General features: G+C 44.9%; 19 protein-coding genes, 1 pseudogene and 1 riboswitch. Of the genes and pseudogenes, 9 read left to right on the top strand and 11 right to left on the bottom strand.

The window, feature by feature from the left end:
* Positions 1–11: 11 nt before the first annotated feature.
* Entirely contained in the window at positions 12–701 is a 690-nt protein-coding gene (locus tag ACXACN_RS14395; protein WP_474965391.1) for an LppM family (lipo)protein, read from the top strand.
* A gap of 15 nt (positions 702–716) precedes the next feature.
* On the opposite strand, the gene ACXACN_RS14390 is transcribed toward ACXACN_RS14395, so the two are convergent.
* Positions 717–2,177 carry a DASH family cryptochrome gene (locus ACXACN_RS14390; RefSeq protein ID WP_474965389.1) on the bottom strand — a complete coding sequence of 487 codons (1,461 nt, stop codon included), beginning with the start codon at positions 2,175–2,177 and terminating at the stop codon, positions 717–719.
* Positions 2,178–2,417: 240 nt separating this feature from the next.
* On the opposite strand from ACXACN_RS14390, the gene ACXACN_RS14385 reads away from it, so the two are divergent.
* Positions 2,418–3,320 carry a hypothetical protein gene (locus tag ACXACN_RS14385; RefSeq protein ID WP_474965388.1) on the top strand — a complete coding sequence of 301 codons (903 nt, stop codon included), beginning with the start codon at positions 2,418–2,420 and terminating at the stop codon, positions 3,318–3,320.
* 47 nt (positions 3,321–3,367) lie between these two features.
* Here ACXACN_RS14385 and ACXACN_RS14380 read toward each other — a convergent pair whose 3' ends face one another.
* The 5 genes and pseudogenes from ACXACN_RS14380 to ACXACN_RS14360 form a co-directional block, all read right to left on the bottom strand.
* Positions 3,368–3,988: an NUDIX hydrolase gene (locus ACXACN_RS14380; RefSeq protein WP_474965387.1), complete on the bottom strand. Its 621-nt coding sequence runs from the start codon at positions 3,986–3,988 to the stop codon at positions 3,368–3,370.
* A 60-nt stretch (positions 3,989–4,048) separates the two neighbouring features.
* A pseudogene (locus ACXACN_RS14375) lies at positions 4,049–5,993 on the bottom strand (ABC transporter permease).
* On the bottom strand, positions 5,983–6,744 hold the full coding sequence (locus ACXACN_RS14370; RefSeq protein ID WP_474965385.1) for an ABC transporter ATP-binding protein: 762 nt from the start codon (positions 6,742–6,744) through the stop codon (positions 5,983–5,985). Before ACXACN_RS14370 ends, ACXACN_RS14375 begins: the two are co-directional and overlap by 11 nt.
* 99 nt (positions 6,745–6,843) lie before the next feature.
* A complete protein-coding gene (locus ACXACN_RS14365) occupies positions 6,844–7,848 on the bottom strand; it encodes a sensor histidine kinase (RefSeq protein ID WP_474965384.1) in 1,005 nt (334 codons plus the stop codon).
* Entirely contained in the window at positions 7,845–8,528 is a 684-nt protein-coding gene (locus ACXACN_RS14360) for a response regulator (protein ID WP_474965382.1), read from the bottom strand. Before ACXACN_RS14360 ends, ACXACN_RS14365 begins: the two co-directional genes overlap by 4 nt.
* 202 nt (positions 8,529–8,730) lie before the next feature.
* Here ACXACN_RS14360 and ACXACN_RS14355 point away from each other — a divergent pair, with 202 nt between their 5' ends.
* The 3 genes from ACXACN_RS14355 (at position 8,731) to clpP (ending at position 11,291) form a co-directional block, all read left to right on the top strand.
* Positions 8,731–9,798 (top strand): branched-chain amino acid aminotransferase, encoded by a 1,068-nt coding sequence (locus ACXACN_RS14355; RefSeq protein ID WP_474965380.1) that lies wholly within the window; start codon positions 8,731–8,733, stop codon positions 9,796–9,798.
* Positions 9,799–10,038: 240 nt separating this feature from the next.
* Positions 10,039–10,695, top strand: coding sequence for a sigma factor-like helix-turn-helix DNA-binding protein (locus ACXACN_RS14350; RefSeq protein WP_474965378.1), 657 nt, complete (start codon positions 10,039–10,041; stop codon positions 10,693–10,695).
* 14 nt (positions 10,696–10,709) lie between these two features.
* A complete protein-coding gene (clpP, locus tag ACXACN_RS14345; RefSeq protein WP_474965377.1) occupies positions 10,710–11,291 on the top strand; it encodes an ATP-dependent Clp endopeptidase proteolytic subunit ClpP in 582 nt (193 codons plus the stop codon).
* Between the two features lie 27 nt (positions 11,292–11,318).
* Here clpP and dapA read toward each other — a convergent pair whose 3' ends face one another.
* Positions 11,319–12,215: a 4-hydroxy-tetrahydrodipicolinate synthase gene (gene dapA / locus ACXACN_RS14340; protein WP_474965376.1), complete on the bottom strand. Its 897-nt coding sequence runs from the start codon at positions 12,213–12,215 to the stop codon at positions 11,319–11,321.
* Between the two features lie 124 nt (positions 12,216–12,339).
* A riboswitch (Lysine riboswitch) is annotated at positions 12,340–12,518 on the bottom strand.
* 487 nt (positions 12,519–13,005) lie between these two features.
* Here dapA and ACXACN_RS14335 point away from each other — a divergent pair.
* A complete protein-coding gene (locus ACXACN_RS14335; RefSeq protein WP_474965374.1) occupies positions 13,006–14,265 on the top strand; it encodes an MFS transporter in 1,260 nt (419 codons plus the stop codon).
* Positions 14,266–14,575: 310 nt separating this feature from the next.
* Here ACXACN_RS14335 and ACXACN_RS14330 read toward each other — a convergent pair whose 3' ends face one another.
* The 3 genes from ACXACN_RS14330 to desA all read right to left on the bottom strand — a co-directional run bounded on the left by ACXACN_RS14330 (position 14,576) and on the right by desA (position 17,435).
* Positions 14,576–15,184 carry a response regulator gene (locus tag ACXACN_RS14330; RefSeq protein ID WP_474965373.1) on the bottom strand — a complete coding sequence of 203 codons (609 nt, stop codon included), beginning with the start codon at positions 15,182–15,184 and terminating at the stop codon, positions 14,576–14,578.
* Between the two features lie 2 nt (positions 15,185–15,186).
* A complete protein-coding gene (locus ACXACN_RS14325; RefSeq protein WP_474965371.1) occupies positions 15,187–16,317 on the bottom strand; it encodes a sensor histidine kinase in 1,131 nt (376 codons plus the stop codon).
* Positions 16,318–16,385: 68 nt separating this feature from the next.
* A complete protein-coding gene (gene desA, locus ACXACN_RS14320; protein WP_474965370.1) occupies positions 16,386–17,435 on the bottom strand; it encodes a Delta(5) desaturase DesA in 1,050 nt (349 codons plus the stop codon).
* A gap of 233 nt (positions 17,436–17,668) precedes the next feature.
* Between desA and ACXACN_RS14315 the strand changes: the two genes are divergently transcribed.
* A complete protein-coding gene (locus ACXACN_RS14315; RefSeq protein ID WP_474965368.1) occupies positions 17,669–18,103 on the top strand; it encodes a universal stress protein in 435 nt (144 codons plus the stop codon).
* 160 nt (positions 18,104–18,263) lie between these two features.
* Here ACXACN_RS14315 and ACXACN_RS14310 read toward each other — a convergent pair whose 3' ends face one another.
* Positions 18,264–18,962 carry a bacteriorhodopsin gene (locus ACXACN_RS14310; RefSeq protein WP_474965367.1) on the bottom strand — a complete coding sequence of 233 codons (699 nt, stop codon included), beginning with the start codon at positions 18,960–18,962 and terminating at the stop codon, positions 18,264–18,266.
* 404 nt (positions 18,963–19,366) lie between these two features.
* On the opposite strand from ACXACN_RS14310, the gene ACXACN_RS14305 reads away from it, so the two are divergent.
* The gene (locus tag ACXACN_RS14305) at positions 19,367–20,284 is read left to right on the top strand and encodes a proline dehydrogenase family protein (RefSeq protein ID WP_474965365.1); all 918 of its coding nucleotides are present in this window, start codon (positions 19,367–19,369) and stop codon (positions 20,282–20,284) included.
* Between the two features lie 33 nt (positions 20,285–20,317).
* Positions 20,318–21,865 (top strand): L-glutamate gamma-semialdehyde dehydrogenase, encoded by a 1,548-nt coding sequence (gene pruA, locus ACXACN_RS14300; RefSeq protein ID WP_474965364.1) that lies wholly within the window; start codon positions 20,318–20,320, stop codon positions 21,863–21,865.
* Positions 21,866–22,138: the final 273 nt, after the last annotated feature.

Below are 22,138 nucleotides of genomic sequence, written 5' to 3'. Positions count from 1 at the left end.
GCGGCCAACCCATGAGAAAGTCTGGACAAGTGTTTATGCTGATCCTTTTGCTCGCTTTTCTGACCGCTTGCGTGCAAGGAGACCTTAAGCTGAAAATTAATAAGGACGGAAGCGGTGAACATACGATCACCGCAGGTGTCGAAGAAGAGGCTCTAAACCGATTTGGAGAACGGGCTGGTGATATGCTCGATTCTGTTTCCGAAGAGCTTGCGTCAAAAGGTTACGAAGTGGAACCCTATGAGGAAAATGGGTTCACCGGTTTTCGGGCGAAAAAGGACTTCGACGACGTACAGGAGATGGAGATCCTGCCGGTGTCCGGCGGAATGACGGACGCAGGTGTTGCGCCTGCAATCGGTGATGTTCCTGTTGAGATGACGACAGAAGGTGGTCTTTTCACAACGACGTACAAAGTGGAAGCGCAGCTCGACCTTTCAAATTCAGGTGTTATCGGAGGGATGCAGTCACTCGTCGCGGAACAGTTGGACCTGACGTTTACACTTGACCTTCCTTTAAAACCGAAATCACATAACGCCGATCGTGTAGATGGGGACGTTTTACAGTGGGATATCCGTGCTGCTGGTGAAACGAATATCATGGTAGAGATGGTTGTACCGAACGTGAAAAATATAGTCCTTGCTGCTGGAGCGGTTATTTTTATTATCCTTTTCCTGTTCATCTTCATAAGAAAGAAGCGAACATAGCAAAAACTCCCGGATTCAACGGGAGTTTTTTTGTGCTTGCTCAAAGTCTCCTTTCCGCTTTTTCATGGAATCATACAAGTCAACGATAGGTAGAGGATAGTCTTCACCTAGGTACATACCATACTGCTCTTGCTCGACCATACCCATCTCTCTTGGCTGGTGGATCCAAGGGGCAGGAAGGTCCCTTAATTCAGGAAGCCAGTATCGCAAATAGGAACCTTCGGGGTCATAGGTATGCGCCTGCTTTTCTACATTGAACGCCCGGAAAGGCACAGCGTCATTCCCAACGCCAGAAATATACTGCCAGTTTCCGTAGTTGCTAGCTACATCGTAATCGACCAACTGTGATTCAAACCAGGCCGCTCCGATGCGCCAATCAAGGCCAAGGTTTTTTGTGAAAAAGCTGGCCACATTCTGTCGAGCACGGTTAGACATGAATCCAGTTTTCTTCAACTCCCTCATGCCGGCATCAACGAGTGGATAACCTGTCGTGCCGTCCATCCAGCGTTGCAGAAGTTCCTGATCGTAAGTCCAAGGGATATAGAGTCCTTTCAGTCCTGAAGCATGAAAAATTCGATCGCCATATTTCTGGTGGACGAGATGAAAATAATCCCGCCACAGCAATTCAAAATAAAGTTTGTACGTGGACTCATTTTTCCCGTATTTCTGCTCATAGATCCCGATCTGCTCAAGGACGACCTTTGGGGATAGACATCCGTTGGCAAGGTAGGGAGAGAATTTAGAGGAGTCATCTTCCTTCAACATGCCATTCCTCGTATCCTTGTACACCTTAAGCCGGTCGGCATCAAAAATATAATGAATTAAACGTTCTTTTGCTTTTGAAGAACCACCAGGATAACGTGGCGGCTGGTCCAAACCATTTAAACCAAGCTCCTTTAAAGTAGGAAGGTCCCCTTCAGGCAGGTCCACAGGCAAGCGAAGGCCACTGACTGATGCCGGAATGGATATTTCTGTAAGACCTGGTACACCACTCTTTTCCAATTTATTGCGGAATTGTGAAAAGGTGTCTGGGAGTTCGGTGATCTTGAACGGCAGGTCTTTAGGTGCGTATAGGTTATGGCCGTGGTCGATGGTGAAGGTCGTATGAGGAAGTTGTTCACGGACCTTTTGCTCGACGAATCGTTCTTCACTGCCGATTTCTTCGTGGAGAAAGACTTCTTGTATATTGAAAACATCGGAAATGGACGTGAACACTTCATCTGGCAGTCCATGCCTGACGAGAAGGGGGACACCTAATCGGTTCAAATTCTTTCGTAAATCTATGACGCTTTCCCGGATGAATTGGGCACGATGTGCTCCGGTCTTCCGAAACCCGTAGGGAGAATTCTGATATTGTGTCTGATCAAATACGTAAACCCCAAGAACCGGTAGTCCGCGAGCAGCTGCACGCAATAGCGGTCGGTGGTCGTGTACGCGTAAATCGTTTCTGAACCATACAATGACACAGGAATCCATACGATCACCTCTTTCTTAGGCTAGTGTACCCTCTCTTTCATAGGACGATAAAATCTCAATGGGTCAGGGATTCACTTGAACAGTTTGTAAAGAATTAAGTTATCGCTTTCCTTTATTCGACAAGAACAGGTATAGTAAATATAGATACGAGCAACGGTAGACAAAAACTTCATAGAATCCTGCCATAATCAGGTGTCTACATGTAGAACCCCGCAGCAAAATATTCATGGAGGGTGGACAATGTTCAAGTGGTTTAAGAAAAAGAAGAAGGGGTCGATGACCATCATCGTCACAGTATTGTCGCTTGCCATCATTGGAGCTTGTACTGTTGGACCTGAAAAAACGGAAGCGAAGGATGGGCTCAGTCAGACGGAGGATTTGAAGTATTCAGTAGAAGCGACAGTACGACTGTACATTCAATATTGTAAAGAGGAAAAAGAGCTGCTTCCGATCTCAGATACCTTGGATAGGATTCATAATTTAAACAAAGTGGAAGCGATGGACCTGTTTTTGGAGAGCTATTATAAAGAAGTGAAACCGAAGGATATCCGTAATGTCGTAGACGGTGTATATGGCATTGACCTTGATGCGGTTTCTGAACTGGGTGCCGGGAAACAGACGAGCACCTATTCAGAAGATGTGCTCAGCCTGGTGAGACAGGCTTATGAAGAAGACATCAGTGACGAAGCCATCACGAAAATGACAAAGGTAGAAGTCATGGACTTGTACTGGGAAGCTCTCGACGGCAAAATGTCTGGTGATGATATACGGAAGATGATCAATGCAATCTTCGGTATCAATTTGGCAGGTATTTCAGGACTTGAAGGCACAGGGGTTGCACTCTTTTCAAAAGAACAATGGATCTCCCATTACGAAGATGATTTGTTCGTTGTCCATACAGGAGCGGATGATGTAGACGTTTGGGTTTATCCATCGGATCACTTCAAAGAGCTGACAGGATTGAAACAGAATCCTCGTGAATTGGAAGTTGCCCTGACCTCGTTGGGATTTGAATATAGTGCAGAAAAAGATGCGCTCTACTATGCAAACCCTACAGGAGAGTCTGTGCCTGACAACTTCAAAGGACAGACACTTGGCACAATTATCGGTGTAATCAAAGCGAATTATGAAGACTTGAAATAAAGAAAAAGCTCTGCGTCAGAAGGCGCAGAGCTTTTCTTGTTAGGGATTTATTTTTTTAGGATATCTACGAAATGAGCAACGATTCTTGCCGTCATTCCCCAGATCACTTTATCTCCGTATATATAAAAGTACTCCTCAAGCTGACGTGTCCGCCAGTTGTACTCTTCCCCTCCTGGAATTAGCTCGTAAGGGAAGTTTGCTTCCGGCTGGGCTTCGAAATGGACGTAGTGGATCCGTGGTCCATTTTCTAGGAAAAAGGAGAGTGGAACCGTAAATACTTCCCGTACTTCATCAGGGTTTCGTATGAGTTCGTCTTCTGTTACATCCAAATATCCGGCAAACGTGTAAACGATCATGCCGAAGGGGGAAATCAAGTAGTCAAGGGGATGCACTTCTTTGAATTGTCCTGGCCTCACACCCAATTCCTCTTCTGTCTCCCGCATAGCGGCTTGTTTCGCCGAAGGGTCCTCAGGGTCAATTTTCCCACCTGGGAAGCAGATCTCGCCCGGCTGCCTTCTGAGTTGGTGCGAACGCACTTCGAAGACGACATGAAGCTCGTCATCCTTTTCGATTAGTGGCAAAAGGACAGCAAACTTTCTGAACTGTTCGTGCCCAAGAACAGAGGGATCGTGTTTTTTCACTGTTTCAAAAATGGTTTTTGCGTCCATAGTCTCACCTCGTCTTTTTACTATACCAGAACATCGTTCGGAATAGAAAAGAGGCACTCGTTAGAGGGCCTCTTTAATAATTTTCTTATAATAGAGAACAGACAACAGTCCGAAAATTGAATAGAAAGCTGTATACAGCGCCATGACGATTAGCATCGGAGTCCATAGTTCCGTTCCGAAGAAGAACCATCCCGATTTGACCGCAAAGTAACTGTGTAAAAGACCGAGCAATAAAGGGATGCCGAAGTTGAACAGCTGTTTCCCTTGGATTCCTTTTAAAAGGTCCCCGCGGGTGAACCCGAGCTTCCTTAAGATCGTGTAGCTGCCTTTTTCATCTTCTCCTTCGTCCATCTGTTTGAAATATAGCACACATCCGGAAGTGATCAGGAATGTGAGGCCGAGAAAGCCGACGATGAACATGATAATCCCCATGTTTTGCTTCTGCGACACGGCGCTGTACCATTGTGAACCGTTGTCTCTCCCTTCATCCAGTCCCATTTCGGCAAATATCTCGTAAGCTTCTTCCTGTTTTGTTGAATCCTCTAGATTTATACCTGTATATAAATTGGATTTTGATTGAATCTCAGAGTTATAGTTTTGGCTTAATTCTTTGAATAACGCATCATCAACGACGCCGATCGGAAGTCCACCCGCGACGTAATAGGAGGAGAGGACATAATCTTCTTCCAGCCCTCGATAGTCCAGTTTGCGCCAGTCTCCCTGCAATAATATTTGTGCTGTCCCTTCATCTTGAAGCGAGATGAAAGACTGCATCAAATCTGTATAGCCCGTGAGTTTCATTTCGCCTTCATCCAGTTCAATATCGTCTGAATGAACCTCACTGATGACGGGAAAAGTCGTCTGTTCTGTGTTGAAGTTCAAATCTTCCAAATTTGCATCGAGGATGTCTTTGACGTTGAATTCTGCTTCATAAACAGGTATGGGGTTTTCTGTATAGGTGATGCCTTTCTCTTCAAGCCGTTTCATAAAGTCATCCGCTTTTTTGGGTGCAACGATGGCAAAGTCATCAGGCACTGTCTTCTCGGCTAATTTTTCTGCAGAAAAGTAGGAAATGTACATGAGCGAAAGCAAGCTGATGGCAAGTGCAGAAACCGTTGTAATGACGGTAAGTAAAAAGGCGTTCGACTTCATACGGAACATGACAGATGATAGGGAAAGCACTTCATTGATGGTAAGGTAGCCGTTTTTATTTTTTCGAATCAAATTGGAAACGAAGCGGACCGACCCTTTATACAAAAAGTACGTTCCGATGATGACTGATCCTAGTATATAGAGCATAGCCAGATAAAAACCTGTGATTGTCGTTATACTTCCTTCAAACAGCTGGGAGGATAAATAATATCCTGAGGCTATCAATCCAATTCCGAGTAGTCCCATCATATGTTCCCAGATCGAGAGCTTCTTTACTTTCCCTTGTGCACTTGAGGTGACATGGAAAAGAGAGAGGATCGACTGTCTGTGAATGAATAGAAAATTCGTTGCCATGATGAGCAGGTAAATCCCGGCAAAAACCATCAGCGTCTGAAAAAAGGCCGGAGTTGAAAAATTAAGCTCAGCGACTTCATCCACCCCAACAAACCCGGAAAAAGCTCATAAGGATCAACTTGGACAGTGCAAAACCGATAAAAATGCCGATCGCAAGGGAACCGAAGTAAATGATTAAGTTTTCGATCCCTAAAATGCGTACAATCCGATTTTTCGTCATGCCGATCAACTGAAACAAACCGATTTCCTTGCTTCGTCTCTTGATGAATAAGGCATTTGCATAGAGCAGAAAAATCCCCACAATTGTAATGAGAAAAATAGATGCAACCTTCACTGTTGCTTCGCCTTTGATCGATCCTTCCTGGCTCATCGACGGGTCATATTGTAAGGTAACGAACGAAAAGTATAAGGCGACACTGAAAATGAGGGCAAATACATAGAGATAGTAGTTTTTCAGGTTCTTTTTCAAGTTGCGGAAGATGAGCTGATTAATGGTCATACTGCACACCGCCAAGCACGCCTTGAGTTTTCATAATATCCTTCAGGAACGTTTGTCTCGTCTGGTCGCCTTTATTGAGCTGTGTGTAAATCCGGCCATCTCTAATGAAAATGACGCGGTTGCTGTAACTGGCGGCGACAGGATCGTGTGTAACCATCGCAATCGTCGCCTCGCGCTTTTTGTTCAAATCACTCAGTTTACCTAAAAGGTCGGAAGCAGATTTGGAATCCAGTGCTCCTGTTGGTTCATCTGCGAAAATGATGCTCGGTTCGTGGATGAAGGCACGTGCTGCTGAGGTGCGCTGTTTCTGTCCGCCTGAGATTTCATTTGGGTATTTATGCTGGACATCCTCAATTCCCAGTTCCTTCGCAACCCGTTCGAATTTCGCTTGTGCTTCTTTTTTGGACACGTTTGAAATGGACAGAGGGAGGAGAATATTCTCTTTGACCGTCAATGTATCTAACAAATTGTACTCCTGAAAAATAAATCCAAGGTGGTGTTTGCGGAACTCGGCAAGTTTTTTATCCTTTTGACTTGTAATCTCTTGATCGTCAATGGTAATTGATCCGTGACTGACACGGTCGATGGAGGACAACACATTGAGGAGCGTCGTTTTTCCCGATCCTGACGCGCCCATAATCGTAACGAACTCCCCGCGCTGAATGGATAGGTCGATGCCCTCCAACACGTGTTGTTTCATAAACTTGTTGCCATAACTTTTATGAAGCTTGCGTGCGACTAGTAAACTCATTTCGTTACCCCCTTCACTGTATGACTTCATTGTAGAACCACTCAACCTCTTTTTCCTTCGATTCATCTAACAAAATCACGAAAGCATGTGACAGTTTTGTCACATGCCCTCAAGTTTCGTAAATTCATTCGGTTCCGGAAACAGGAGGGTGAAGGTTGTTCCTTTTCCTATTTCGGATTGCACCTCAATGTCAATCTTCAGCGCTTTCCGGATTCGGTCCGTTAAGTAAAGGCCCATTCCAGTCGCTGATTGATTCTGATGTTCAGTCGTCGAGGTGAACCCTCTTTCGAAGATGCGTGGAAGATCTCTTGAATCGATGCCGCGCCCTTCATCCTGGATTGTGAGACTTACGCGACCGGCTTCTTCCTTACTTGCAAGCGTGATTTCCGATTTCTCGCTGTACTTAATCGCATTCGTTATCAGCTGCCTGCATATGAACGCCAGCCACTTCGCATCCGTGAGCACCGTTTCAGCTTGAAGATCAATATCAAAGCCAATCTCTTTTTGCATGCACCACGATCGTAATGATTTGATTTCATTGAATAACAATGGCTCCATTTCTACTTCTTCTATGTAAAGGTCATTTTCAATAAAAGGAATACGTTTCTGGTGCAGCTGCTGATCGAGAAGGAGGTGGATACGCATCCATTCAAAGGTCAGCTGTGACTTCAGCTTATAGTCGTCCATTCGGTCGATGATTAACCACATCGCGGTCAAAGGAGTTTTCACCTCGTGAATCCATGATAGAAGCTCATCCTTTTCCTGTTCGAGGAGACTCTGATTTCGGGAAGCCTCCTGTTTCAAACGTTTCATTTGATCGTGCACATTTGTTTCAATCACAGCTTCAAAAGGGCTTCCCGCTTCGGGGAATGTTGTCAGATCAAGGTCATTGTCCCGTTCTTCCAGTTCTGTATAGAAGCGGGTTTCTATTCGGTAGCGGATGAAAAGGAAAAACACGACGAGAATACCTGACAGCATGATGTAGTAGAGCATGGAAGAAAGCGGAACGGTTTGATCAACGAATGCGATAAAAAAGGCAAGGAGCTGGAGGATAACGATCAGCAGGATCCAACTGAACCGTTCGGCAAGAAATTTCCGAATCATGACACATCCCTCGCGACATACCCCTGACCGACCTTCGTTTCTATAGCATCCCCTAGTCCGAGATCAGCGAGCTTTTTACGTAATCGATTAACGTTAACCGTGAGCGTGTTGTCACTGACGAACCGTTCATCGTCCCAAAGACGTTGGATGATTTCCTCCCGGCTGACGATTTTGCTTTTCTTCGCAATCAGCTGTTTTAGGATGAGCATTTCATTTTTCGTAAGATCGACGGTTCCATCATCATTCGAAACCCGGTTCCGCTCATAGTCGATGGTCGCACCAAGCCATGTTTTTAATTCATTTTGGTCATGATTGTAATTGTACACACGACGAAGGATAGCCTGAATTTTGGCGATCAGTACATCAAAGTGGAACGGTTTTTGTACGAAATCGTCCGCCCCGAGGTTCATTGACATCACCATGTCTGTCGGGTGGTCCCTCGAGGACAGGAAGATGATTGGAACATTGGAATGTTCGCGAATCATCCGGCACCAGTGGAAGCCGTCAAACTTCGGAAGTTGAATGTCGATGATAACGAGGTGCGGTTCCACTTCTGTAAACACATCCATCACCCGGTTGAACTCCTCAATTCCAGCAACGTCGTAAGACCACTGTGATAGACGTTCTTTCATCTCTTGAAAAAGTGTGTGATCATCTTCAATTAAGAGCAGTTTGAACAAAAGGGACGCCTCCTTTCCGCATTTTACCTTTTTTTAGTATAGCAAAAGAGAAGGAGGATACGCATTTTATTACAAAAAAGCGGTAGTGTAGTAAAAATATTTCGATCATTCCGTCAAATCCTCTTTAAAAAAGATGGGGATGGGCGTACAATGGATACTACTATTCAAAAACCACTAAAATTCAAACCATAAAAAAGGAGTCATGAAAATGTCATTGAACATCGTTGAATCCCCCCATAAAAAAGCCAAACCAGAAAGTGAAAAGATTCCTTTTGGACGTACCTTCACTGACCACATGTTTGTGATGGACTATGAGGTGAGTAAAGGCTGGCATGAGCCGAGGATTGTCCCTTATGAGCCGCTGACCCTCGATCCAGCCGCCATGATCTTTCATTACGGACAAACCGTTTTTGAAGGGTTGAAAGCCTACCGCACGGATGATGACCGGGTGCTTCTTTTCCGCCCAGAGAAAAACTTCGAGCGATTGAACTTGTCGAGTGACCGCTTGAGCATACCACAGGTCGATGAGCAGGAAGTACTCGGTTATTTGAAAGAATTGGTCCAATTAGAAAAGGACTGGGTTCCAGCCTTTGAAGGAACGTCGCTATACATACGCCCATTCATTATTGCGACCGAACCGAGCCTTGCAGTGGCTCCTTCCCAATCGTATAAGCTGATGATCATTTTATCTCCGGTCGGACCGTATTTCTCAGGTGGGATCAAGCCGGTAACCATTAACGTAGAAGACAAATTCACGCGTGCGGTTAAAGGCGGAACAGGCATGGCAAAAACCGCCGGCAACTATTCTTCCGGCTACCAGGCTCAAGCAAAAGCCGTAAAAGAAGGAAACAACGATGTCCTTTGGCTCGATGGTGTAGAAAAACGCTATATTGAAGAAGTCGGCAGCATGAATATCTTTTTCAAAATCGATGGAGAAATTGTGACGCCAGCCCTTAGCGGAAGTATTTTGCAAGGAATCACACGTACATCTATCCTGGAGCTTTTACGGAAGTGGGAAGTACCTGTGACAGAACGCCGGATTTCGATTGAGGAACTGCACCAGGCCTATGAAGACGGCAAACTAGAAGAAGCCTTCGGAACAGGTACAGCCGCTGTCATTTCTCCTGTTGGTGAACTGAACTGGCTTGGCAAGAAGATGGTCATCAACAATCACGAAATCGGTGCACTGTCTAAGGAGCTGTATGATACGATTACAGGCATTCAGCGGGGAAGAAAAGAAGATCGGTATAATTGGACAGTCGAAGTATAAAGACAAGCCTCAGGAGTTGATACCTGAGGCTTTTTTCATTTTCGTTTTGAATCAAAAGATGGATCAGACTAAAACACGATGAGGAAGTTTTCCTTTTTTACTCAAACTGCATGTACGCCCTCCATAACCTGTTTGTCCTAAAGGGGTTTAAATCAGGGAAATAGAATAAAAATAAAACACCCGTATCTTTTTCAAGGATTTTTCCGTTATAGCTGTGAGAGGTCGAAAGGAGTGTGAATGGTGGAACGGCGTACAAGTGCTTTCAATGGGAAGCTGGGGCTTGTGGAAATGGAAAAGGATTATGACAAATTGTTACGCTATTGTCTATTCTTAACTCGAGATGGATGGGATGGGAAAGATCTTGCCCAGGAGGCCGTTTCGAGGGCTCTTAAACACTATGATCCTGAGAAGGTCCGACCAGCTCTTCTTAAGAAAATCGCCTACCATGTTTGGGTGGACCAAAAGCGTATGGATAAAGAGGAAACCTTGATGAAAGTGGTATCGGAAGACATTGTAAACAAAGAAGAGGCTGTGGATGATACATTGGTTCAACTTCTGCTAGAAAATTTGACGGTGAAGCAGATGCTCACATTCGTATTGAAGGAAGCTTTTCAATATAAAATTGGAGAAATTGCAGAGCTGCTTCAAATGAAAGAAACAGGGGTCAAGGCGTTATTGAAGCGATCGCGGGATAATCTGCATAGATGTCGGGAATCGGGAAGGCTTCAGGTCATACGAACCCGATCAGAAGACGACCTTCTCTACCAAACGTTAATCAGAACGCTGACCATACAAGATCCAACGGTCCTAATTGAAAAAATTCCGCTTCTCCTCAAACCTGCTTCCAGAAGTCAGTATCCAGATTCACCTTTGAACGTCCTCTCTTTAGCAGTGTAAAGGAGGGAAATTTAATGAATACCATTCCGTATGTCATTGAACAGACGAGCAGAGGGGAGAGGTCCTATGACATCTACTCTCGACTTTTGAAGGACCGGATCGTGATGGTGAGTGAAGAAATCAACGATCATATGGCTAACAGCATTGTCGCCCAGCTCTTATACCTCGCAGCCGATGATCCCGATAAGGATATCTCCGTATATATCAACAGTCCAGGTGGATCGACAACTGCAGGGTTTTCGATTCTGGATACGATGCAGTACATTCAGCCTGAGGTACGAACGATCTGTACGGGGATGGCAGCATCTTTTGGAGCGATGCTTCTACTGGCGGGGACAAAAGGGAAGCGATTCGCCTTACCTAATAGTGAAATCATGATTCATCAGCCGCTTGGTGGCGCACGGGGTCAGGCGGCTGACATTGAAATATCGGCGAAACGCATCATTAAGTTAAGGCAGCACATCAATGAAATCATCGCAGAAAGAACTGGGCAGCCTGTCGAAAAGGTGGCCGAAGATACGGACCGTGATTATTTCATGAGTGCAGACGAGGCGAAAGAATATGGAATCATCGATGAGATTGTTCACAAAAAATGAAAAACCGCCCGGATTGGGCGGTTTTTCTTATGAAGCGGTAACGGCTTCTTTTGGCTGCACTTTTACAAGTTCGCTGAGCACATGCTTTTCTTCCTCTTCTGAGAGCGGCAGAAGGGGAAGACGGACTCCGCCAACCTCCACGCCTCTCGCACGAAGCGCCGCTTTCACAGGGGAAGGGCTTGGGGCAGAGAAGATGGCATGCATGACCGGAACAAGCTTTTGGTGAAGACGGGCGGCAAAAGCAAAATCGCCTTCGCGGAAGCTTTGAATCATCTGCTGCATTTCATTTCCGATGACATGAGAAGATACAGAGACGATTCCTGTACCTCCGATCGATACGAATGGAAGCGTATTGGAATCTTCACCACTATACACAGAAAAATCTGCGGACGTTTCACGAATGATTTCCGTCGCTGCATCAAGGTCTCCACTTGCCTCCTTGATGGAAACGATATTTTTAATTTGTGATAAGCGAATGACAGTCGCAGGCTCCATATTGACGACACTTCTGCCTGGAATGTTATAAAGCATCACAGGAAGTGAAGTGGATTTGGCAATCGTAGTGAAGTGCTGATAAAGACCTTCTTGTGTTGGCTTGTTGTAATAAGGGGTCACGAGCATGACGGCGTCAACTCCCGCCTCCTCAGCCTTTTCAGTCAATTGAATGGACGCTCTTGTGTTATTGGATCCGGTACCTGCAATGACAGGCACTCTTCTGTCAACGACTTCGACAACGAATTTAAAGAGGCTCACTTTTTCCTCTGTCGTCAATGTCGGTGATTCACCTGTTGTTCCTGCAATAACAAGGGCATCCGAACCGTTGGCAATCAAATGGTTGACTAACGTTCGCGTTGCTTCAAAATCGATGTTTTCTTCCCTGTCAAATGGGGTCACCATCGCTGTTAATACTTGGCCGAAATTCATAACCTCACACACCTTTGTTTAGAATTTTGTATACGTTCGAGGTTGTGAGGGCCCTACGGCAGTAAAAATAAAAACGGCAACAACGAGGGCGTCGCTGCTGCCGTAGAAACTTTTAGCCGTTCCTGCGTAAGATAGCCCTCCATATAGTTTCCTATATGACAGTCCTGTACTTGTTCAGCAGCAGAACCAGCAGCAGGGAGATGAGATCCCTTTCGCTTCGGCAATTTCCCCTTTCCACCTTCATCTCAGGAGCTCATTCTCCTCCGAAACGTGTACTCATGTCATTGCACCTCTATCCTTACTTCAAAATCAATTGAAATAAGAAAATATTTAGTTAGTGAAAGGGTATCAAAAAAATCTAAATCTTACAAGTAGAATGACAAGGGAACAAACGATTCGACAAAATTTCTTTGGTTCTTATCTTAAGCAATCTGGCAGGATTGTGGAAGACTTAGTTTCGAGACTTTTCGGGGATCGTTGCTGATTTGAGAGTAAGGGGTGGTTGGGAAGCCACTCGCTTTCCTGCGGGAAAAAAGTGCAGGGTGAGACCCCACAGGACGTAGTCCGAGGAGGCTCACTGCGCTCCCGCGGAAAGCGATTTATTCCCCGCAGCCCCTAGAACCTCACACAAACATTTTGAAGCTGGGTCTTCCGCAATCGGGAGCTTTTATGGAGGAGGTTTAAGAAATCAGTCTCGGGGCGGATGGGGAATCATTCTCTGGCACATCGTTGATGGCATGAAGGTTTTATACAATTGAATCAACCAATATAAAACGAAGGTGTGGTTCAGATGACAGTTAATGACATCGCATTGCAACAGTCAGAAACGGAAACGAGAGAGATTCCCTCCATATTCAAGAATCGAAATTTTTTACTTCTTTGGGGCGCGGCGCTTTTATCAAGTTTTGGCATCTCCTTTTTCCTTTTTTCCCAGAGCTGGTATGTCGTCAATGTCTTAGGTTTAGAAGCTTCGCTGGGCTTTTTGTATATTGCCGTCAGTATTCCACGTGTGCTTTTTATGATTATCAGTGGAACGGTCGCGGATCGCTTTGATAAGGCGAAGATTATGTTCTTGTCTGATTTTATTCGTGGAGTGCTGCTCATTGGTCTTGTCGTATGGTTTCTCTTCGGAGGAATCACGTTATGGACGTTTGTGACGTTCGCTTTTTTCTTCGGTATTCTGGATTCGTTTTTCTGGGCAGCGGAAAGTGCTGTCATTCCTTCGATTATTCATAAAGAAAATCTAACAAGAGGGAATTCGATCATTCAGATGACTAATCAGACATCATTTATCCTTGCTCCTATGCTTGCAGGAGTTCTCATTGCCTTTGGAAACTATGAAATTGTGTTTACTACAACGGCGGTCATGCTCATTGTTGCGAGTGTTTTGATTTCCTTCATGCGTGTACCCAAGGTGCGAGAAGGATCGGAGGAACAGAAAAGATTTTGGGATGATTTTAAGGAAGGGCTGCTCTATGTAAAGCATTCACGCGTCATTTCACTTGTTGTGTTGACAACGATTTTCATGAATCTTTTTTTAGTCGGCCCTTTGACGATGGGGCTTCCGTTGTTTGTAAAGACTGTTTTAGAAGGAACCGCGATGGATTTCAGCTTTCTTGAGGCAGGTTTGGCTGTAGGGATGCTCTTTGGTTCCGTTGTGGTTGGTGTGTTCAATGTGAGAAAAAATAGGGGTAAAATCGGCATTCTTGCTTTGATTATTGCTGGGATCGCGTTTACAGGACTCAGCTTTACGACAGAAATCTGGATGAGTATTCTTTGTCTTGGGATTTTCGGCTTCGCCTTATCAGGGTCCAATATCCCATTCATTGCCGCAATACAAAGTTTGATTGAAGAGAAGATGCTTGGGCGGGTGATGGGTCTCATTTCACTTGCCTCCATGGGACTGATTCCCGTCAGCTATGCTTTAACGTCAGGGGTTTTAGCTTTAGGTGTCTCCATCCATCACATTATGGCTGTCGGTGCGATTTTAGTGACTCTTTATTCAGTGTTCATCTATTTTAGGTTTGAAGAGTTGAGAGAAATTGAATAAGTTACAAATCTAACGGTGATCGATGAGTAAGCGTTAAAGGGCATCTATTTTAGTGAGAATGGTAAATGGAGAAGAACGCGTTGTATAAATGTTCAAGGATCTGTTTTTCAATATGGTCCTCTTTTGAAAAAACAACGTGACTCTCCGTACGCTGAACAGATCAATCGAATATGTTCCCCAAACGGCAGAATGGGCATTGTAGCTTGCCAGCGCAACTAAAAGAACAAGTCCACCATGATCGCTTTAAATCCAAAAACCTCGTCCCTTAAAAGGCCGAGGTTTATTACTGGAGTAGATGAATAAAAAGGAATCAGCGGGATTTTTTGTACCAGCCTTTTTCTTTGAATCTAGAGATCGCTTCGATGCGGTTGCTGACCTCTAGTTTTTCTAAAATCACAGAAACATAGTTCCGAACGGTCCCTGGGGTGATGAACAGCTCCTGAGAAATGTCTTTGGTGTTTTTCCCATCGGCCATCAGTTGGATCACCTCACGCTCACGTTCTGTTAATGGGTTTTGCTGTGTGAACGCCATGTCGACGAGTTCTGGGTCAAAGATGCGCTGTCCGTTGGTAATTTTTCGAATGGCTGTGGCCAGTTCTTCACTTGGACTATCTTTCAGCAAATATCCACTGACACCTGCCCGGCGTGCGCGGTCAAAGTAGCCGGGACGGGCAAACGTTGTCAAAATGATCACCTTACAAGGTTCTTCATATAATTCTTCAGCGGCATCCAACCCATCTTTCACAGGCATCTCAATATCCATGATGCACACATCAGGATTTAATTTTTTTACGAGCTCACAGGCCTCTTCTCCGTTTTGAGCCTGGCCTACAACTTCCATGCCGTCCTCTAAGTCGAGAAGAGCTCCAAGGGCGCCAAGAAGCATGCGCTGGTCTTCGGCAATGACGATCCGGATCATGCTTATCCCTCCTTTTCTTTGTTCTTGATAACGTTTGGAACGTGGAATTGTAGTTTCGTGCCATTTTTTGATTCGATTTCAAGCTTTCCGTTTACAAATTCGAGTCGCTCCCGCATGCCTTGTAACCCATTGCCACGAAAAGGATCCAACGAAGTAGGGAGTCCTTTTCCATCATCTTCAATGGTGATAAGAATTTCCGTTGGGGTTTGGTGGATGGTCACGCGGCAGGTCGTTGCTTTGCTGTGTTTCACAGTATTCGTCGCTGCTTCTTTCAAACACATGCTTAGCACATTTTCTACGAGAAGCGGGGTATTGGTGACATGGGGATCACCTTCGAATTGGAAATTCATTTCCGCGGCTTCGATAATCTGCTGGACGCGGACGATTTCGTCTTCAAGCTTCGTCCCTTTCATATTCGATACCATCTCCCTGACTTCCTTCAAAGCTGTCCGGGCTGTGTTGCGGATATCCTCCACTTCTTTATTGGCTTTTTCCGGATGAACCGTCATCAACTTGCGAGCCAGGTCACTTTTCAAACCAATCATTGAAAGTTTTTGTCCAAGTGTATCGTGGAGGTCTCTCGCAATCCTTTCGCGCTCTTCAATGACCATCAGTTGAGAAATTCGTTCATTCGCATCTTCCAATTCCCCCTCAAGTTTTTGTTGCTGGTTCCGATACCGGACGGTGAATGGAAGCAGGATGACCCCGATGACCGTGATAATTATGAAGGGGAGGTTCGGGAATAGAGAATCTATTTGATAAATGAAGGTTGTCGTGATGGCAATCAACGTCGTCGTCAAATGGACAATATAAAGAGATAAAAAGCCGCCGAGATGTTTGATGTTACCGATGAAATAGGCGATAAATAAGGCAAAATAAATGTATCCGAACAAGGCCGTCATGACGATGCTGATGACCATTTCAACACTTACCCATAAATAGACGAATCGGCTGTTGGATATGAACGACAGACGGTATGCGAGGAAGAAGATCAGCGTCATCAAAATGCCGAACAGCATTTCGTATATGGATGAGGAACGAAAGATGAAGAAAAAGGGCAACAGACAAAAAATGATCCAGACGTAAATGCTAAGCCCTGTATTTTTGGGAATGATTTGATACCAGTTCTGCACGCGTGTGCACCTCCTTTTTTATAGCATAAAGGAAAAGCCCATTCGAGGGAATGGACTTTTCATCTTCTTCATTCATCCTGGAAGCTTGGCTGCCTTTGATTCAGCATCGCTACCCGCTTCTTTTTCAAAAGTGATTTCACTTCCTTAAAGGATACGAATGTTTTATTTTCTGTGTCATACAGCCTGAATCGAATCGATTCGAGACTGGTTGCTAACGTAATTGTGGTCGCATGTTTCAGTGGCGGAGTGTTTTCATGAGCTTCTTCCAAGGCATAGTTCGGAACCCTTGGGCTCAGGTGATGCACGTGGTGGAAGCCGATATTACCGGACACCCACTGAAGAACTTTAGGAAGCTTGTAATAAGAGCTTCCATCGACGGCTGCTTTTACAAAATCCCATTCGGATTCGTCTTCGAAGTAGGAATCTTCGAATTGGTGCTGTACATAAAACAACCAGATGCCTAGAACACCGGATACATACAGGACCGGAATTTGAATGATTAAGAAGGCTTCCCATCCAATCGCAAAGATGAGCAAGCTGTACAGAGCGACAACTGCTAGGTTTGTTACATACGTATTGATGCGCTCTTTCTTTTTCGCGCCTTTTCGGTTGAAACGGTTGGAGACAAGGAACAAGTAAAGAGGACCGAAGCCAAACATGACGATTGGGTTGCGATAAAGACGGTAAGCGAGTCTTTCTTTCCACGATGCTTCTATATACTCGTCCACAGTCATGACCCATATGTCCCCGGTACCACGTTTGTCTAAGTTTCCGCTGGTTGCATGGTGAATCGAATGGCTTCGTTTCCACTTGTCAAAAGGAAACAACGTCAGAATGCCTGTAATCGTTCCGATGATGCGGTTGGCCTTTTGGCTTTTCAAAAACGACTGGTGCGTACAATCATGGAAGATGATGAAAAGACGAATGACGAATCCACCGGCCATCATAGCTACAGGAACAGCAAGCCATACAGAGAGGGATAAGCTCGCATAGGCTAATACCCACAACAATATAAACGGGATGACTGTATTAATTAACTGGAGGATTCCTGCTTTTGTATCAGGTTTCGCAAAGGCTGAAACGCTCTTCTTCAGCTCTCGTTGTTTATCCTTGTTCATAATAACGACTCCTTCATAATTCTTCATGTTACTTATGATAGGAAAAACTCCTGAAATTTATAAGACATAAACGTCAGGACATTTATATGACACTTGTCATGGGTGATTGTCTATTCTTAGGAGGTGGGCATGGATAGTGAAGTTTAGGTTGAGAGGAAACGACCATTAAGTAAGCGCTTTCTTTGTGGTATAATAGAAGTATGAAACGATACTCTATTAAAGGAGGGTCCCCCATGACCAAACGGATTCTCGTTGCGTATGATGGGAGTGACTTGAGTAGGGAAGCGGTATGGGAAGCAAGGAATCAGCCGTGTGAAACGCCTAATAGGGAAATTCATATCGTATCAGTCGTTAAACCCACAGGACCGGCCACAAATGCTGCGGTCTCCCATAGTATAGGGGATGAAATAGCGGATCAGCTGCGTTCAGAAATGGATGTGCTGAAAGAACAAATGGCTTCATCACAAGTGGGTGTCGTTACAGAGGTCATTGTAAGTAATGTAGAAGAAAATCCTGGATTTAGTATTTGTAAATATGCGGAGGAGCACACGGTGGACTTGATTATCGTCGGAAACCGCGGACTTGGGAAAGTGAAGAAGTTGTTTTTGGGAAGTGTGAGCAATAACGTCGTCCAGCACTCCTCCTGCCCCGTGCTAGTCATGAAATAAAAAACCGAAAGCCTAAAGGTTTCCTTTCAGGCTTTCGGTTTTTTTATGTCCTGGAATTTAGGATTTTTGGATCCATACATCCATATTCTGGTTGACCTATTCTGGTTGACTAGGTCTTACATATTTTCACAGACCAGATCATACATATATTTCCATTTCATCATTCTTCATTGCTTGGAGGGGCTAGCTGTCGCAGACCTCCAACATCAATGAGGGTGAATCCGATCTTGGAAAGGATGGGAAGGATGATGAAAGCTGTGGTTTCGGTTGCCTGCTGTGTCCATCCGGTTCCAGATGGTCCTAAGAGCCAGGCGGCTGGGTAACAGACCCAGAAGACAGTCAAATAAGCAGCTGTTCGCTGGTAATGTTTCTTCAGCTTTGTCCCACCTTTAATGGCAATCTTTCTCAATGGATACCAAATCAGATAAAGGATGATGACGAGAGCGACCACACCGAGGATATACCAAATGTATTTAATAGACTCGGAGGAAAAGCTAGCGATCAACCCGGTTAGAATCATAAATACGTCAGCTGCTATTAACGCTGCAATCAATGCTTTGTCTTTTTTCTTTTGATAATACATTGCGGTCAAAGCGAGTGCGAGCAATAGGAGGGGCGTCGTTACCACCCAGTCCAAGTAGCGTGCGAAAAAAACGGTCTTATCCGGTCGTTCGAGTAATCCCTGCCCTAAGGCAATCGATAAGTAAGCCGCGCCCGACCATGATGGAATAATGATGGCAATGACATACTCATACTTAGGTACACCACGTGGGTTCCGACTTAAATAGACGAACGTCAAGGCTCCAGCCAGCATAACAAACGTATAAATCCAGTGCAGAGAAACAATATAATCACTCATTGTGACACCCCATTCTTCTATCAAATCACTTTCCATTCTAGTCAAAAAAGAAGAAAGCTAGACATTTACAAATCCTGGCGTACCAGGTCTTACTTAAATTACCATTAACCCCGTGAAACACTTATGAAAATTTTTAAGTCATTTCTAATATACGACCACTGAAAATAATGGGTATTATTGTAAAAATGTTGTGTGTTCCCGCTGAGTCGCCTTCATAAACAAGGGTGGGCGGCTTTTGTGTTTAAACTATAAAACTAGCGGGTTATCTTTGTGTTTGCTACACGTTGCCTAATGTAAGCGCTATTCGTTACAATTTTCTTAACAGTTAAAAGATTATTACTTCCATTCCACCTAACGAACCCATTGGTGAATCAATAGGAGAATGATGAAAGGGTGTGGTGATCTTGGAAGCCATCAGTAAGAACTTTTTCTTATACCTTTCCAACAATAAGTTGTTAGATCGCTTTGCTAAGCGCTTTGGCAGTAAATTTGGGGCTGACAAGATAGTAGGGGGAGAAACGTTCTCCCAGGCAATTCCATTAATACAGCAATTGAACCAGGAGGGTTTGGTCGTTACGGTCGACCATTTAGGGGAATTTGTAGACTGTGAAGAGGAATCCAGAGATCGTGCAGGAGAATGCATCCGTAGCATTCAACAGATTGCGAGTAATCAGCTGCAATCGGAAGTATCTCTTAAACTGACATCGCTTGGTCTGGACATCAGTCGCGAGCTGGTTATGGAAAATATGGAAATGATTTTGAAAGAAGCCCAAAAGCATGACATTACGGTCACCATTGATATGGAAGACTCGTCACGATGCGGGGCTACCTTAGATATTTACCAGGAGTTGAAAAAGGACTACCCGAACTTGGGGACGGTCGTTCAGTCTTACCTTTATCGCTCTGATGAGGACCTTGATCGTCTAAATGAATGTCAACCTTACTTGCGCCTTGTGAAAGGGGCTTATAAGGAATCAGGGAAAGTCGCTTTTCCTGAGAAACATCTCGTCGACGATAATTTGAAGCATCTGATCGAGAAAAACTTGTTGAATGGCAACTATACAGCCATTGCAAGCCACGATGATGCGATGGTCGATTACACGAAAAAACTTGTGGAAGAACACAACATCCCAAAAGATCTTTTTGAATTTCAGATGCTCTATGGCATGAGAAATCAAATGCAGAGAGACCTTCTAAAGGAAGGCTACAAAGTAAGAGTGTATCTTCCTTATGGAGAAGATTGGTACGGGTACTTCATGAGAAGGCTCGCTGAAAGACCAGCGAATATCGCCTTTGCATTAAAAGGTGTTTTCAGTAAATAAAAACTTCTACACATTAGAAAGGGGAATTTTATCATGGTCCAGCCTTATAAACACGAACCATTCACAGACTTTACAATTGAAGAAAACAAGAAAGCTTTCGAGGAAGCATTGAAGCAAGTGAAAGAAGAATTAGGGCAGCATCATGATCTTCTCATCGATGGCGATCGCATTCGTACAGACAATACGATTACCTCCACAAACCCTGCAGACACGAAGCAGGTTGTAGGGACCGTATCCAAAGCGAACGAAGACTTAGCCGAAAAAGCCGTTCAATCGGCAGCGACTGCTTTTGAAGACTGGAGAAAATGGGATCCGCGTGCCCGCGCTGAGCTTCTATTCCGTGCAGCTCACATCATCCGTCGTCGTAAGCATGAGTTTTCCGCTTATCTCGTGTATGAAGTAGGGAAACCATGGAAAGAAGCCGATGCCGATACGGCAGAAGCGATTGACTTCCTTGAATACTACGGCCGTCAGATGATCGAGTTGAAAGAAGGGAAGCCGGTAGAAAGCCGTCCTGGCGAGCAAAACCGCTATATCTATACATCCACAGGCGTTGCAGTCGTCATTCCGCCTTGGAATCTTGCTTTTGCAATCATGGCAGGTACTACGGTTGCTCCACTAGTGACAGGAAGCACTGTCGTTATGAAGCCGGCAAGTAACAGCCCGGTCATTGCTGCAAAATTTGTTGAAGTATTGGAAGAAGCAGGTCTACCGAAAGGCGTCTTGAACTTTGTTCCAGGAAGCGGCGGGGAAGTTGGTGACTATCTTGTCGACCACCCGAAAACAGCCTTGATTTCCTTTACAGGTTCCCGCGACATCGGAACACGCATCATCAAGCGTGCTGCAGAGATTCAAGAAGGTCAGAATCACTTGAAGCAAGTGATCGCTGAAATGGGCGGAAAAGACACCGTCGTTGTCGATAAAGAAGCGAATATCGAAACGGCGGTTGATGCCATCATCGTATCTGCATTCGGATTCTCCGGTCAAAAATGTTCTTCCGGTTCCCGCGCCGTCGTTCATGAGGATGTGTATGACGAAGTGTTGGAAAAAGTAAAAGAACGTGCCGAGCAGCTGACCGTCGGGAACGCTTCTGAAGAGAATGTCTACATGGGTCCAGTCGTCGATCAAGGTGCTTATGATAAGATCATGAGCTACATCGAAATCGGTAAAGAAGAAGGACGTCTCGTTACAGGCGGTAAAGGAGACGACTCGAAAGGGTACTTTATCGAGCCGACGGTCTTTGCAGATCTTGCTCCAGACTCCCGCATGCAGCAGGAAGAGATCTTCGGACCAGTCGTCTGTTTCACTAAAGCGAAGAACTTTGATGAAGCGATCGACATTGCCAACAACACAGAATACGGTCTTACAGGTGCGGTCATCTCCGATAACCGTGACCACCTTGAAAAAGCGAAATACGATTTCCACGTAGGAAACTTGTACTTCAACCGTAACTGTACTGGAGCAATTGTTGGATATCAGCCATTTGGCGGCTTCAAGATGAGTGGAACAGACTCCAAAGCCGGTGGCCCTGATTACCTGGCTCTTCACATGCAGGCGAAGACGATCTCAGAAATGTTTTAAATAAATCCTAAGGCTCTCCCAAACTTGGGGGAGCCTTTTTCATAGCTTCCGATCTTCAATATTCATAACATCTTTTGTAAGAATGCTGACTGGATGAGAACACTCGCTTGGAAAGCCTCCCAGAGATCGACGTCCCTGGGTTTCGCCTACCTATGAAAGAATCGAGTCATTCTCGCGTAACAAACGCTCAGCTATGGTGTTCAAGCAAAGCGGTATTCTAGATGTCTTTGATATATTTCTTTTTCTTTCCATCCACAACCGATATAATGGAGG

The sequence above is a fragment of the Halobacillus sp. AWM4_238 genome, from assembly GCF_056158265.1.
This window is presented reverse-complemented; position numbering and strand designations above follow the sequence as displayed.

What these genes read in the sequence shown, in the direction of transcription:
- ACXACN_RS14365 (WP_474965384.1), bottom strand. Translation starts at nt 7,848, where the DNA reads ATGATTCGGAAATTTCTTGCCGAACGGTTCAGTTGGATCCTGCTGATC.
- ACXACN_RS14385 (WP_474965388.1), top strand. Translation starts at nt 2,418, where the DNA reads ATGTTCAAGTGGTTTAAGAAAAAGAAGAAGGGGTCGATGACCATCATC.
- ACXACN_RS14335 (WP_474965374.1), top strand. Translation starts at nt 13,006, where the DNA reads ATGACAGTTAATGACATCGCATTGCAACAGTCAGAAACGGAAACGAGA.
- ACXACN_RS14390 (WP_474965389.1), bottom strand. Translation starts at nt 2,177, where the DNA reads ATGGATTCCTGTGTCATTGTATGGTTCAGAAACGATTTACGCGTACAC.
- ACXACN_RS14330 (WP_474965373.1), bottom strand. Translation starts at nt 15,184, where the DNA reads ATGATCCGGATCGTCATTGCCGAAGACCAGCGCATGCTTCTTGGCGCC.
- dapA (WP_474965376.1), bottom strand. Translation starts at nt 12,215, where the DNA reads ATGAATTTCGGCCAAGTATTAACAGCGATGGTGACCCCATTTGACAGG.
- pruA (WP_474965364.1), top strand. Translation starts at nt 20,318, where the DNA reads ATGGTCCAGCCTTATAAACACGAACCATTCACAGACTTTACAATTGAA.
- ACXACN_RS14380 (WP_474965387.1), bottom strand. Translation starts at nt 3,988, where the DNA reads ATGGACGCAAAAACCATTTTTGAAACAGTGAAAAAACACGATCCCTCT.
- ACXACN_RS14315 (WP_474965368.1), top strand. Translation starts at nt 17,669, where the DNA reads ATGACCAAACGGATTCTCGTTGCGTATGATGGGAGTGACTTGAGTAGG.
- ACXACN_RS14310 (WP_474965367.1), bottom strand. Translation starts at nt 18,962, where the DNA reads ATGAGTGATTATATTGTTTCTCTGCACTGGATTTATACGTTTGTTATG.
- ACXACN_RS14355 (WP_474965380.1), top strand. Translation starts at nt 8,731, where the DNA reads ATGAAAATGTCATTGAACATCGTTGAATCCCCCCATAAAAAAGCCAAA.
- ACXACN_RS14370 (WP_474965385.1), bottom strand. Translation starts at nt 6,744, where the DNA reads ATGAGTTTACTAGTCGCACGCAAGCTTCATAAAAGTTATGGCAACAAG.
- ACXACN_RS14395 (WP_474965391.1), top strand. Translation starts at nt 12, where the DNA reads ATGAGAAAGTCTGGACAAGTGTTTATGCTGATCCTTTTGCTCGCTTTT.
- desA (WP_474965370.1), bottom strand. Translation starts at nt 17,435, where the DNA reads ATGAACAAGGATAAACAACGAGAGCTGAAGAAGAGCGTTTCAGCCTTT.
- clpP (WP_474965377.1), top strand. Translation starts at nt 10,710, where the DNA reads ATGAATACCATTCCGTATGTCATTGAACAGACGAGCAGAGGGGAGAGG.